At 36.7% G+C, this 12,723-nt stretch carries 10 protein-coding genes and 5 tRNA genes; 13 read left to right on the top strand and 2 right to left on the bottom strand.

All coding sequences use genetic code 11. From position 1 onward, the window contains the following. Positions 1-300 precede the first annotated feature (300 nt). The 7 genes from ACYH9I_RS04070 to ACYH9I_RS04040 all read left to right on the top strand — a co-directional run bounded on the left by ACYH9I_RS04070 (position 301) and on the right by ACYH9I_RS04040 (position 2,685). Positions 301-915 carry a TIGR04211 family SH3 domain-containing protein gene (locus ACYH9I_RS04070; RefSeq protein WP_483559124.1) on the top strand — a complete coding sequence of 205 codons (615 nt, stop codon included), beginning with the start codon at positions 301-303 and terminating at the stop codon, positions 913-915. Next, positions 916-2,013, top strand: a complete 1,098-nt coding sequence (locus ACYH9I_RS04065; protein ID WP_483559122.1) for a tRNA nucleotidyltransferase/poly(A) polymerase-related protein — start codon at positions 916-918, stop codon at positions 2,011-2,013. A 116-nt stretch (positions 2,014-2,129) separates the two neighbouring features. Next, a tRNA-Met gene (locus tag ACYH9I_RS04060) sits at positions 2,130-2,206 on the top strand. 37 nt (positions 2,207-2,243) lie between these two features. Continuing rightward, a tRNA-Leu gene (locus ACYH9I_RS04055) sits at positions 2,244-2,328 on the top strand. 25 nt (positions 2,329-2,353) lie between these two features. Continuing rightward, positions 2,354-2,428: transfer RNA gene (locus ACYH9I_RS04050), tRNA-Gln, on the top strand. Between the two features lie 78 nt (positions 2,429-2,506). Beyond that, positions 2,507-2,591, top strand: a tRNA-Leu gene (locus ACYH9I_RS04045). Positions 2,592-2,610: 19 nt separating this feature from the next. After that, positions 2,611-2,685, top strand: a tRNA-Gln gene (locus tag ACYH9I_RS04040). Between the two features lie 267 nt (positions 2,686-2,952). Here the strand turns inward: ACYH9I_RS04040 and ACYH9I_RS04035 are convergent. Both ACYH9I_RS04035 and ACYH9I_RS04030 read right to left on the bottom strand, forming a co-directional pair. Continuing rightward, positions 2,953-3,753 carry a YdgH/BhsA/McbA-like domain containing protein gene (locus ACYH9I_RS04035; protein ID WP_483559120.1) on the bottom strand — a complete coding sequence of 267 codons (801 nt, stop codon included), beginning with the start codon at positions 3,751-3,753 and terminating at the stop codon, positions 2,953-2,955. 351 nt (positions 3,754-4,104) lie between these two features. Beyond that, positions 4,105-4,716 carry an NUDIX hydrolase gene (locus tag ACYH9I_RS04030; protein ID WP_483559119.1) on the bottom strand — a complete coding sequence of 204 codons (612 nt, stop codon included), beginning with the start codon at positions 4,714-4,716 and terminating at the stop codon, positions 4,105-4,107. A gap of 113 nt (positions 4,717-4,829) precedes the next feature. Here ACYH9I_RS04030 and ACYH9I_RS04025 point away from each other — a divergent pair, with 113 nt between their 5' ends. From ACYH9I_RS04025 to lepB, 6 genes are all read left to right on the top strand, one after another. Further along, the gene (locus tag ACYH9I_RS04025) at positions 4,830-7,313 is read left to right on the top strand and encodes a class I adenylate cyclase (RefSeq protein WP_483559117.1); all 2,484 of its coding nucleotides are present in this window, start codon (positions 4,830-4,832) and stop codon (positions 7,311-7,313) included. A 218-nt stretch (positions 7,314-7,531) separates the two neighbouring features. Next, on the top strand, positions 7,532-8,104 hold the full coding sequence (rpoE, locus tag ACYH9I_RS04020; RefSeq protein ID WP_483559116.1) for an RNA polymerase sigma factor RpoE: 573 nt from the start codon (positions 7,532-7,534) through the stop codon (positions 8,102-8,104). A 46-nt stretch (positions 8,105-8,150) separates the two neighbouring features. Beyond that, complete coding sequence (locus ACYH9I_RS04015; RefSeq protein WP_483559115.1) at positions 8,151-8,723, top strand: RseA family anti-sigma factor; 573 nt, start codon at positions 8,151-8,153, stop codon at positions 8,721-8,723. Between the two features lie 6 nt (positions 8,724-8,729). Next, complete coding sequence (locus ACYH9I_RS04010; RefSeq protein WP_483559114.1) at positions 8,730-9,716, top strand: MucB/RseB C-terminal domain-containing protein; 987 nt, start codon at positions 8,730-8,732, stop codon at positions 9,714-9,716. A gap of 153 nt (positions 9,717-9,869) precedes the next feature. Beyond that, positions 9,870-11,666 (top strand): translation elongation factor 4, encoded by a 1,797-nt coding sequence (gene lepA, locus ACYH9I_RS04005; RefSeq protein ID WP_483559112.1) that lies wholly within the window; start codon positions 9,870-9,872, stop codon positions 11,664-11,666. A gap of 47 nt (positions 11,667-11,713) precedes the next feature. Next, a complete protein-coding gene (gene lepB, locus ACYH9I_RS04000) occupies positions 11,714-12,715 on the top strand; it encodes a signal peptidase I (protein WP_483559110.1) in 1,002 nt (333 codons plus the stop codon). Positions 12,716-12,723 lie beyond the last annotated feature (8 nt).

Below are 12,723 nucleotides of genomic sequence, written 5' to 3'. Positions count from 1 at the left end.
GCTATATTCATAATCTCATCATAACTTAATTGACCATTTTTAATTGCTAGCAATTTATCTCAATTAGCAAGTTTATTGATGATTATACTTTATACCATAAATTTATCATAGCATTAGTGTAAAATAAGACCTAGATATGTCTAAAAAATATCATTAATTTCATATTTTATAGTTAAGATCTCATGAAATTGTAACCGATTTCATTTTAGGATCTAAAACGATTTATTATAAAATGACGATGCGAATTGCCGTTTATTTATGATATTATGTACCTATCTATGGGTGATTGTTGGAAATATAATGAAAAAACAAAATATTATTGCGCTACTTTCGTTTTTTGCGATGGCTTTTGATACTTATGCTATAGACAAATATGTAACTGATAATGTTGATATTTATTTGCGTCGTGGCCCAGGGGCGCAATATGCGTATTCTAATGCTGTTAAAGCTGGAGAAAAAGTTGTTGAGCTTGAAAAAAGCGCAGATGGTAAGTACACCCACATTCAACTTAATAATGGTAACACAGCTTGGATTGAAACAGCTAAACTAAGTGAGCAACCTAGCTATAAAGAGCGCTTTCCATCACTAGAAGCAAAACTTGCAGAATATCAAGACAAAGTTGATAATGCCGAAGCAAATCAACAAAAATTGGTGAGCGACTATATCGAAAAGCTACAATTGGCTGAAAAATCAATAGAAACACTACAAAATAAGAATGCAGCCTTAGAACAGCAAGTCAAAGAGCAGGGCTCACAGATTGAATCGATGCTAAATCAAGTGGATGATAAACGTCGTGATCTTATTACCACTTGGTTTACCTATGGTGGACTTGTTGCTGGTGGTGGACTTATTTTAGGGTTGGTATTGCCAAGTATAATACCTAGACGTCGCAAAAAAGATCGTTGGATGCGATAGATGAGTAAAATCTATCTGGTAGGTGGAAGTGTACGTGATCGATTGTTGCATCTGCCTGTTGCCGACCATGATTGGGTTGTTGTTGGTGCTACTCCAGATGAGCTTTTGAATTTAGGGTATCAACAAGTTGGTAAAGACTTCCCCGTATTTTTACACCCAATCACAAAAGAAGAATATGCTTTAGCTCGTACTGAACGCAAGTCGGGTAAAGGCTATACTGGATTTATTTGCGATTTTGGTCAAGAAATCACGTTAGAACAAGATCTGATTCGTAGAGACCTAACCATTAACGCTATTGCCATGGATGAAAACGGCAATATCATTGATCCTTACCATGGTGTTGATGATATCAAAAAAAAGGTTTTGCGCCATGTCTCGCCTGCTTTTCGTGAAGATCCACTACGTATTTTACGCGTGGCACGCTTTGCTGCTCGTTTTCATCAACTCGGTTTTACAGTAGCGCCACAAACCCTAGAACTAATGAAACAAATGGTGTTTGCTGGCGAAATGAGTTACCTAACAGCCGAACGCATATGGAAGGAAACCGAAAAGGCCTTATCAGCGGCAAATCCTGAAATTTACTTTCAAGTGTTGGAACAATGCGGAGCGTTTACATTACTCTTTCCTTCACTAGAATTATCAAGCAATATTATTGATGCATTAAAACGATCCGCTTTATTAACTGACGATTTGACTATCCGTTTTGCGGTATTGTGTGCGCAACTATCTAACAAGCCAGTGGTTGAAGCCTTATGTAAAAAAATCAAAGCACCTAACAACTACACTAAAATTGCCGTTATGGTTCAGCAATATCGTCACGATCTTGAATGTGTGCAAACGCTGACTGCGGAGCAAATTGTTTCTTTACTCAATAGTATAGATGTTTGGCGTAATCCGTTACACCTTGACCAACTAATTATTGCAAGCCAAGCGTTTGCTAAAGCAACCTCATTTTCACAAGCAAATTATCTAAAAGAAGCTTATAACATTGCTAGTCATGTCAACGTACAACGCATTCTTGCAGAAGGTTATACGGGAAAACAAATTCATATTGAACTACAAAAAAGGCGAATTGAAGCGTTATTAAACTGGATTTGATTGCATCTTAATCAATTGTCACTTTTTTTCAAAATATCTAAAAAAAATAGTTGACGATTTTGCGTAACACAAGCATAATGCGCCTCGCAGTGTTGGTTATGACGTTGCGAATGAATGGCTACGTAGCTCAGTTGGTTAGAGCACATCACTCATAATGATGGGGTCACAGGTTCGAATCCCGTCGTAGCCACCATTAAGATTAGGTAGTATTTTTACCGAAAATATTCAGTGCGGGTGTGGCGAAATTGGTAGACGCACCAGATTTAGGTTCTGGCGCCGCAAGGTGTGTGAGTTCAAGTCTCTCCACCCGCACCATTTAATCTTGATGATTATCCTTTATTGGGGTATAGCCAAGCGGTAAGGCAGCGGGTTTTGATCCCGCCACGCCCAGGTTCGAATCCTGGTACCCCAGCCATTCCAACTGCTCAAATTTTTGATATCTGATTATTCAGTCTATCTTTGTTATTACAATTTGCTTTTTCGATTATTCCTAACGGGTATGGCGGAATTGGTAGACGCGCTAGATTCAGATTCTAGTTCCGAAAGGTGTGCGAGTTCAAATCTCACTACCCGTACCAGATATCATATATCCTTCATTGGGGTATAGCCAAGCGGTAAGGCAGCGGGTTTTGATCCCGCCATGCCCAGGTTCGAATCCTGGTACCCCAGCCATATCTACACTCATAGATAACCTTCTTAACGGTTGCTGTCTGTCTAAGTACCATTTCTAATTAAACTAAAATACTGATTTGCTATCGTTGAATTGAATTTGAGGAATATTTTTTGTTTGCTTAATTGAGCAGAACTGTTTGATTTAATTTAAAACATAAAAAATTAAATAAAATCAATGTCTTACCTGACTGACTTTTAAAGTAAAGCCCACGCGGCAAACGGGTTATCGCGTGGGTGTTTTTTGTAAAGAACGAGTTTATTTATGCTTTATTTATATAAATTGACAAAAATAGTTTGTGCTGTGCCTGCTGAGTTTGCTGACACTTCTTTTACATAATAAAAATGTGCACCATTAGCAATAGCATGTTTTTGTGCTGCATCGCTGATTTCGGAAGTATTGTTGAAGCTTCCATGGAAGCTAATTGTTTTGTATGGTGTCATGCGTTTAAATGCATCGCTACTGATTTCGTAAGCATCTTGACCTTGTATTGCGGTTGCGACGATATAATCCCTAACAGGTGCGTCTTTTTTGTATAAGGCAACGTCAATATCTTGTGCTTGATTTTGACTATCAGCAGATAAAATAGAATCGATATAAAACGCATAGGCATTTTTTTCAGCGGCTAATTTACTTGCAGCTTCAGTAATTTCAGACGTGTTATTGTAATTGCCTTTCAATTTTGCAACTTCAAATGGTACATAGTAAAGCGCTTTTGAACGGCTATAGGAAACAACACCATTATAAGTAGTTGTATTTTGTTCCACGGCGATTGGTGCATTAGAGCTATAAATGTTGGCATAAACAATAGCACGATCTGACGAGGTTCCATTAGCAGGGTTTTCCATTGCTGTAATATAGTAATATTTAGCACCTGCTTCATCGGCAGCGCGCGAAATATCATTAGCGGCGTTATTGGCTTGTAAATAACTTCCTGTCACTGAGATTTCTTTTAATGGTACTAAGTGACGACTTTCTTTTGCTGTTAGTGGTTGAGCTGCGTAAAGATTAGCAACAGGTAAAGATAAAAATATGGCTAAAGCAATAGAGGTTTTGGTAAAACGTTTCATGATTGAATCCTTCATTTTGAATTATTAAAATAGAAAATCACTGTTTAACGCTTATTTAATTAATAGATTTGTAATGGTATTGCTTCGAGAGTATTCGAACTTGTGGAGCTCCTGAATGTTTTGTCCTTGTCTACTTGTTAAAAGCGTTAAGACATATTGTTGTTTTAGTAGAAATAAAAAGTAAAACAACTAACTATCTTTATAAGACGTTCAGCAATAATCCTCAAGCTCTTTTAACAAAATAGCAAAGGTCTAGCACAAATTGCTTAAAATAAATTATTTAAAAAAAATGTTAATTTTGTGCCAATTAAGCCTATTGGCAAGCTTTTTTGAATTATTGGGTTGATAATATTATTCGCAAATGGTTTCGATGAATCGCTTAAGGATTTGTGCGGTTAATCCCCAAATAACCCAATTATGATACCGATAAAAATAGACGGTATGTTCTGATCTTTTTTGCCAATTTGGTGAACGATTAGCAATGATATCAAAAGGGAAATCATTGGCAGGTTTATGTCCTACCAACATTGTTGCATGCTCTGGTGGATGATGAATAAACCACTCAACAGGAACGGTAAAAATCTGTTCAACCTCGTCATGGTTTAGTTGTAAATTATCTAGTGAGTTTATTGTGCCTACAAATGGATAAATAATCATGCCTAATGTGGCAATAAATTTGGGTAATTGTCCTAAAATCTTTATTCGATCAAAGGCTATACCTAATTCTTCAACCGTTTCACGTTTAGCTGTGTATTCGGGGGTGATGTCAGTTAATTCAACACGTCCACCAGGAAAGCAGATATCCCCCGGTTGCCATCTTAATTTTTTCGATCTAACTTGAAATAAAATATGCAGTTGATGATCAATATCCACGATAGGTAATAACACCGCAGCTTTGTTATCAGCAGATTTAGCGTTTTCTTGTTTTTTAATCTGTTTAACTATATTTTCAATTGTGATCATAATAATTAACTTTACTCAGTGTTTAAATTTTAGCCCTATTTACCTTGCATCAATAACATGCTAGATTTACTAAATGCGTTAATTTAATACGCGTGTTTTACCTAATTGAAGCCATGCAATATTATATCAATAACATAAAAAAAGAACTTGAAGATCTTGCCGATTTAAAACGAGAGCGAGCTCTATGTGGCATGCCTGATGAATTTCGACAGGTATTTTTGTTACTTCCAGCTCTTTTTCATTATCATACTCCTGAGTTACCAGGATATATGGAGGGTAACATACCTTCAGGCATTGCTTGTTATCAATTATCCGATGATGTGAATAAACTACTTAAAAGTAAATTCAATTTTATTGCAACCAAAAATGAAACTCTAACCTCTACGCTTCCAACAATATCTGCTTTATATTCGATGGGTAGCACCTGTTCTATTGGGCAATCGATCCAATCAGATCTTGATATTTGGATATGTATTGAAAACAGCTTAACAGAGCAACAAAAAGAAGCCTTACAGAAAAAATGTCGTTTAATCGAAAACTGGGCAGCTAATTTGCAAGTCAAATTAACGTTATTTGTGGTTGATGCTGATCGTTTTATCAATAAGCATCATGAATGTCTAATGGGAGAAAATTGCGGATCTGCACAGCATATATTGTTGCTTGAAGAGTTTTACCGTTCAGCAAATTTATTAGCGGGTAAATTTTTATTGTGGTTTGCGGTACCTTATAATTTCACTGTAAATAACGTCACTTATCCAACTTATGAAGAGTGCGTTAACGCAATGGTTGATCTTAAGTTAATTGAACGAGAACAATGGATTGATTTTGGCCCGCTAACCGGCTTATCGGCTGAAGAGTATTTTGGCGCAAGTTTATGGCAACTTTATAAAAGTATCGATTCACCTTTTAAAGCAGTTCTTAAAACCCTGCTATTAGAAGCGTATTCATGGATTTACCCACAAAATAAACCAGTTGCTTATCAAATGAGAGAACTTATTCAAAACGGTGAAATACATAAAGGCATGTATCTAGATTCGTATTACATGCTGTTAGACAGAATTAGTAAATATCTCATTGAAATTAATGATTTTCAGCGGCTTGAGTTAATCCGTAACTGCTTTTATTTAAAAGTGAATGAAAAACTGTCCATTCCAATGCAATCACCGTCATGGCGTCGTACTATTTTGACTAATTTAGTAAACGATTGGGGATGGAATGAGCAACAAATTACAAAATTAGATGCCTGTCAAACTTGGAATATAGGACAAGTACGAGAAATACATGAAATCTTGTTACACACCATGATGACAGGCTATCGAAATTTACTTAATTTTGGTCGTCGTAATAATTTAGACTCATTGATTAGCCCTCAAGATCTTGCGATCTTAACGCGCAAGCTCTATGCCGCTTTTGAAGTATTACCGGGTAAGATCACCACTTTAAAGCTCAACATATCAGATAATTTGCAAGAAGATGCATTAACGTTTATTCATGTGGCAGAAGATCGTATCAATCGAGCTGGATGGTATGTTTATAATCAAAAACCGATAATGCAATCAATCATTGGTCATCAATATTTGGAATACAGCAAATACCTAGTGAAATTGGTGGGATGGTGTTATTTTAACGGATTAATTGCGGATACTACTCACTTTTATTATCGTGATGGTGAAAATCGAAATAACTCAAAAATTAATAAATTGATCGAGGATCTAAAAAATTACTTTCCTATTGATGTGCCTGCAGCAACTGAAGCACAGTTATATGGTCCTTGCGAAATTCGTCACTTAGCTATTATTTTAAATATAGAAGATGATCCTACAGTTAATATTGACTTAGACGATGGGGTTAGCAATAGCGTACTTAATTACAGCAAAGACGAGCTAAGTTTGGTGGGATCAATTGATCTTCTTTATCGCAATTCTTGGAATGAAATTCGCGTACTCCATTTTAGTGGTGAATTATCCATGCTCGAAGCCATTAAGGCATTATTAAATCGCATGCACAAAGATGCAGACTTGCCCAATTCAATCGAAATTTTTTGTTATAGTGAATATTTAAGCGGCGAAATCAAACAGCAAATGAAAAAGCTCATGGATGAATGTATTGATCTACGTTTAACTACGACTCAAAATAACTCAACTCAAGTCAAACCATTAAGAATAGGGGGTTCTTCTTGGTACCTATTTTTTGAACGGCTAGGTGTTTCCAGCCATCAATTTGAAAATGCGATCGATTTTTATGGAGCGGTATCAAATAATAAAGTACAAGGCAGACCACTGAACATTTTAGATGAAACCAATGAACTACCGATAGAAGTCGACAGCGTTGCTTACAGAGGGATCATTCAATTCTTTTTTGAAGATACCGATTCAGGTTTTGATCTTTATATCCTAAACGAACACAACCAAGTCGAAATTTACCGTAATTGCAACGGATCAAAAGATAACATGGTTAAAGATATCAACGAATTTTATGCCCTATCAGACGATCGTTTTACTTTTACGACTAGCAGCTCAGTTAATTTTAATCTACCTCAATTTTATCAAATCACTTATAATGACTGTGGTGAACGAGATATCATCCCACTTAATTAAATGATCGAAAACGATCTTAGTTAGACAGGATTATGTCTAAAAGTTTCAGGAAACGATCCGTTTTAGTATAAAAAGAATAAAAATTTACAATTAATAAGTAAAATAATTAAATTTCTATTAAAATAATGGGAACTTTTTTTCAATTTAAGAATCTAACTGTTAGAGTGCACAAATATGGGCCGATAGACAGTTATTAACATAATAAGGAATGGCCTTTAATGGGGGAGCAAGTAACAGACCAAGTATTAGTTGATCGCGTTCTTAACGGAGATAAAAACGCATTTAATTTACTTGTGGTTCGTTATCAAAACAAATTAGCTCATTTGGTTTCTCGTTATGTATTAGCGTCCGAAGTCCCCGATGTTGTACAAGAGACTTTTATTAAGGCTTATCGGTCGTTAAGTCTTTTTAAAGGTGAAAGTGTTTTTTATACATGGTTGTATCGAATTGCGGTTAATACGGCAAAAAATTTTTTAACCTCTCAAGGGCGAAGGCCGCCGTCATCAGATATTGATGCTAGCGAAGCTGAAAGTTACGAAGGTGCGGATTCATTAAGGGATTTTGATAACCCCGAAAATCTAGCTCTTTCAGAAGAAGTAAAAAAAACCGTATTTGCAACGATTGAAGCGCTACCTGATGATTTAAAAACAGCAATTACTTTGCGGGAAATTGACGGTTTAAGTTACGAAGAAATCGCTGAAATTATGGATACACCTGTTGGGACAGTGCGATCGCGGATCTTTAGAGCACGTGATGCAATAGATGAAAAAATAAAACCATTACTCAGTTAATGGTTACAAACTAATAAAGAGTAGTCATACATTTAAGGTATTTACTATGCAATTTACTACGCAAACAGAGCAGAAAGAACAACTTTCATTACTTATGGATGGTGAGTTCGCAAACGATCATATTATTGATGAAGTATCACAAAATGAAAGTTTGCAATCATGCTGGCACCGTTACCATATTGTAAGAGACACAATGCGAGGTGAGTTGCATAGTAGTGTATTGACGTTGGATCTTTCTAATCAAATCGCTCAAGCTATTGCAAGCGAAGATTTATACAATCAACTCCCTGATCAGCCTAATACCAAAACAACCACATTACCAAAAGCTGAAAATCTAATTTGGATTCACATTAAAGACTTTTTTGCTAAAGCAAGTCAAGTTGGACTTGCGGCGTGTGTAACGCTTGGCATTATTGCTGGTGTACAATATCAGCAAAGCCAACCGGATAATACCAATGGAAGTCCTACATTAAACACCATTCCTGTGGGTGTTAATGTTGCGCCTGTGGGTGGGATTCATCCACAAAATGATCAACAACTACTTGAAAAAAGACAATACGACAAAATCAGATTGCTTGTACAAGATTATGAATTACAAAAAAGACTTAATGCCCGTTAATTCAAAATGAAATTACTTCATTATAATTTCTTGCTACATTGTATAAAACAGAGTGGAAACATTATTTTCACTCTGTTTTTTGCGTTTTTTTCAGCGTCGATTTATGCAGATGACACAAACGATGCCTTAGCGCTATTAAACAAAATGAATCATGCTGCGCAAACGCAAGATTACCGCATTCACTTCTTATCTCAAGATAAAGATCAGTATGCAACCACATTTGAATATAGCCATTTAGGTGCTACAAGCAAAGATGCTGTTAACGCATGTCTACGTTATCTTGAAGGTCCAGACAAAGAGATCATCCTGCATAAAGGCATAACTAGCTATTTTCAACCAGACAGCCCATCGTTTTCGATTACAAGTTCCCGTATTATCGAGGTTTTCCCTGATGTTATTTATAATAATTTTAATGATCTAAAAGATATTTACGACTTTATTATATTAGGAAAAGCAAGAACCGCGAATCGCAGTGCACAACTGGTCAAAATTGTTGCGAAAGAAAAAGATCGTTATAGCTATGTGATTTGGATTGATGATGAAACTTATTTACCAATTAGGGTTGATTTATTAGATCAAAATAACGATATCATTAGCCAACTAAAAGTCATTCAGCTTGATGATAAATTTGATAAAAAACAGATTATTAGTTATATAAACGGCCGAACTTACCCCATTTTACTATCGATCGAAAAACAAAGTAATTTGCTCGACCAATGGCGACTAGCTTGGTTACCACAAGGCTTTAAAGAAATAGCTGCCTATAATTTGAATTTTTATAGCTCTGATATTGCCACCAAATTGTATTCAGATGGTGTATTTTCGTTTACAGTCAATATCTCGTCAGAACAAGCGAAGCAATCAAACCAAATCATTCAACAAGGCGGACAAACTATTTATTCAACTAACTTAGGCCACAAAAATATTATCGTCATTGGCAATTTACCGCGGGCTACAGTTGAACGTATTGCACAAAATATTATTCAGAAATGAGTGCAAACTTCTCGATAACGCTATGCTTGGCAGCGATAAATGTGTAAAATGTTCCCTTTATGACTATGTAATTATTAGCAATGTTGGTAACAACCAAAGCCATTTTAGATAGTTAACCATTAATAACGAAGATACTTATTATAATTTATTAATATGAATAAAAATATCCGCAATTTTTCAATTATTGCACATATTGACCATGGCAAATCAACACTTTCAGACCGCATCATTCAGATTTGTGGTGGACTGTCAGATCGCGAAATGGAAGCCCAAGTGCTCGACTCAATGGATCTTGAGCGTGAGCGAGGGATCACAATTAAAGCACAAAGTGTCACGCTTGATTATCATGCTAAAAATGGCGAAACCTATCAGCTCAATTTTATCGACACACCAGGCCATGTTGACTTTTCTTACGAAGTCTCGCGCTCGCTTGCTGCTTGTGAAGGGGCATTATTAGTTGTCGATGCAGGGCAAGGTGTTGAAGCACAAACGCTAGCAAACTGCTATACCGCGTTAGATATGGATCTTGAAGTTGTTCCTGTTCTTAACAAAATTGACTTACCGGCGGCTGAACCAGAGCGCGTAGCGGCCGAAATTGAAGACATTGTTGGCATTGATGCAAGCAATGCCGTTCGCTGTTCGGCTAAAACTGGTGTTGGTGTTATTGATGTACTTGAACAATTAGTTAACGACATTCCACCACCAGAAGGCGACTCAACAGCGCCATTACAAGCACTAATTATCGACTCATGGTTTGATAACTACTTAGGTGTTGTCTCATTAATTCGCATAAAAAATGGCGAATTAAACAAAGGCGATAAAATCAAAGTTATGAGCACAGGCATGACTTATAACGTTGATCGACTTGGCATATTCACCCCAAAACAAGTTGACAAACAATGCCTACATTGCGGTGAAGTGGGCTGGGTTGTTTGTGCTATCAAAGATATATTAGGCGCTCCAGTAGGTGATACTTTAACTTTAGCAAAAGCACCTGCACAAACCCCATTACCGGGTTTTAAAAAGGTTAAACCGCAGGTTTATGCTGGGTTATTCCCAACTAGTTCTGACGATTATGAAGCTTTTCGTGATGCGCTTGGCAAATTAAGTTTAAACGATGCTTCACTATTTTATGAGCCTGAAAATTCTGGCGCTTTAGGTTTTGGATTCCGCTGTGGTTTTCTTGGCTTACTGCATATGGAGATCATCCAAGAACGTTTAGAGCGTGAATACAACCTTGATCTTATTACTACTGCGCCAACAGTTGTTTATGAAGTACTAACCACATCGAACGAAACAATTTATGTTGATAGTCCAGCTAAATTACCGGCAGTAAACAACATCCAAGAATTACGCGAACCAATTGCTGAATGTAACATATTAGTTCCGCAAACTTATTTAGGTAACGTCATCACACTATGCGTTGAAAAACGTGGCGTGCAAACCAACATGGTTTATCATGGTAACCAAGTTGCTTTAACGTACGAAATTCCAATGACTGAAGTTGTATTAGACTTTTTTGATAAACTCAAATCGACTTCGCGTGGGTATGCCTCGTTAGATTATAGTTTTAAACGATTCCAAGCTGCCGATATGGTAAGATTGGATGTATTAATCAACGGTGAGCGAGTGGATGCATTAGCTTTAATCACCCATAAAGATAACGCACCATATCGAGGGCGGGAATTAGTCGAAAAAATGAAAGATCTTATTCCTCGTCAACTATTTGATATCGCCATTCAAGCGGCTATCGGCAATCATGTCATTGCACGATCAACGGTCAAACAGCTACGTAAAAACGTATTGGCCAAATGTTATGGTGGTGACGTAAGTCGTAAAAAGAAACTTTTACAGAAGCAAAAAGAAGGTAAAAAACGCATGAAACAAGTGGGTAATGTTGAATTACCACAAGAAGCGTTTTTAGCGATTTTGCATGTAGGAAAAGATTAACTAATTAAAACGAATCCATAAAAAGATTCATTTAAAGAGGGAAAAAAATGGCTGGAACATTTGCCATCACATTAACAGTAGCAACTTTTATTACCGGGATATTTTGGTTTTTAGAAAAATTCAAATGGAAACCCGCAAGGCAGCGAAAAGTTGAAGAAATTCGCACCCAAAGCAATGGCGAAATAGATGGAAAGATACTTGCTGAAGTTGGAAAACCCAAAGGTTGGGTTGAAAACTTATCATCGTTTTTTCCCGTTTTGTTTGTGGTATTTGTTATTCGCTCATTTTTATATGAGCCGTTTCAAATCCCATCAGGATCAATGATGCAAACGTTGCTCGTTGGCGATTTTATTGCTGTTGAAAAATACGCTTATGGCTTGCGTGATCCTATTACTAACACCGTCATCATTCCAACGGGACAGCCTAAACGCGGTGATGTAGCGGTATTTAAACACCCAAGTATCCCAAAAATGGATCTTATCAAACGTGTAGTTGGTCTACCGGGTGACAAAATCGTCTATCTTGTTAAAGAAAAGAGAATCGTCATTTACCCTGCGTGCCAAATTACCGATACCAATTGTGTAGGGCAACAAGCACAGCCGCTTGATTTACATTATAGTGAACTCAAACCAAGCAATTGGAAAGAAGTTCATGAACAGTTTAAATCTGCCCCTAGCTTCTATACTTTAGATCAATATACCGACAAAGGTATTGTCGATTCTGAATCTATCGTGACATTGAATGTAAATATTCAACAAGAAACTCTAGGCAACACACCACATAATATTCTAATCACTCAAGGTTCCCAAGAAGATCCAAATTACTATTACCGCCAAAATGGTCAGCCTATAGCCACTTGGGTTGTGCCACAAGGTCATTACTTTATGATGGGCGACAACCGCGATAACAGTGGCGACAGTCGATACTTTGGTTTTGTACCTGAAGGTAACTTTGTTGGTAAAGCAACTGCTATTTGGATGAGCTTTGAAAAACAGCCTAATCAATGGCCTACTGGAATTCGCTTTAGTCGTATTGGTGGTATACATTAATAGCTATA

Source organism: Gilliamella sp. X-23, from assembly GCF_057063545.1.
This window is presented reverse-complemented; position numbering and strand designations above follow the sequence as displayed.

Coding starts and splice junctions, on each gene's coding strand:
- ACYH9I_RS04065 (WP_483559122.1), top strand. CDS start 916: ATGAGTAAAATCTATCTGGTAGGTGGAAGTGTACGTGATCGATTGTTG.
- lepB (WP_483559110.1), top strand. CDS start 11,714: ATGGCTGGAACATTTGCCATCACATTAACAGTAGCAACTTTTATTACC.
- ACYH9I_RS04035 (WP_483559120.1), bottom strand. CDS start 3,753: ATGAAACGTTTTACCAAAACCTCTATTGCTTTAGCCATATTTTTATCT.
- ACYH9I_RS04070 (WP_483559124.1), top strand. CDS start 301: ATGAAAAAACAAAATATTATTGCGCTACTTTCGTTTTTTGCGATGGCT.
- rpoE (WP_483559116.1), top strand. CDS start 7,532: ATGGGGGAGCAAGTAACAGACCAAGTATTAGTTGATCGCGTTCTTAAC.
- lepA (WP_483559112.1), top strand. CDS start 9,870: ATGAATAAAAATATCCGCAATTTTTCAATTATTGCACATATTGACCAT.
- ACYH9I_RS04025 (WP_483559117.1), top strand. CDS start 4,830: ATGCAATATTATATCAATAACATAAAAAAAGAACTTGAAGATCTTGCC.
- ACYH9I_RS04010 (WP_483559114.1), top strand. CDS start 8,730: ATGAAATTACTTCATTATAATTTCTTGCTACATTGTATAAAACAGAGT.
- ACYH9I_RS04015 (WP_483559115.1), top strand. CDS start 8,151: ATGCAATTTACTACGCAAACAGAGCAGAAAGAACAACTTTCATTACTT.
- ACYH9I_RS04030 (WP_483559119.1), bottom strand. CDS start 4,716: ATGATCACAATTGAAAATATAGTTAAACAGATTAAAAAACAAGAAAAC.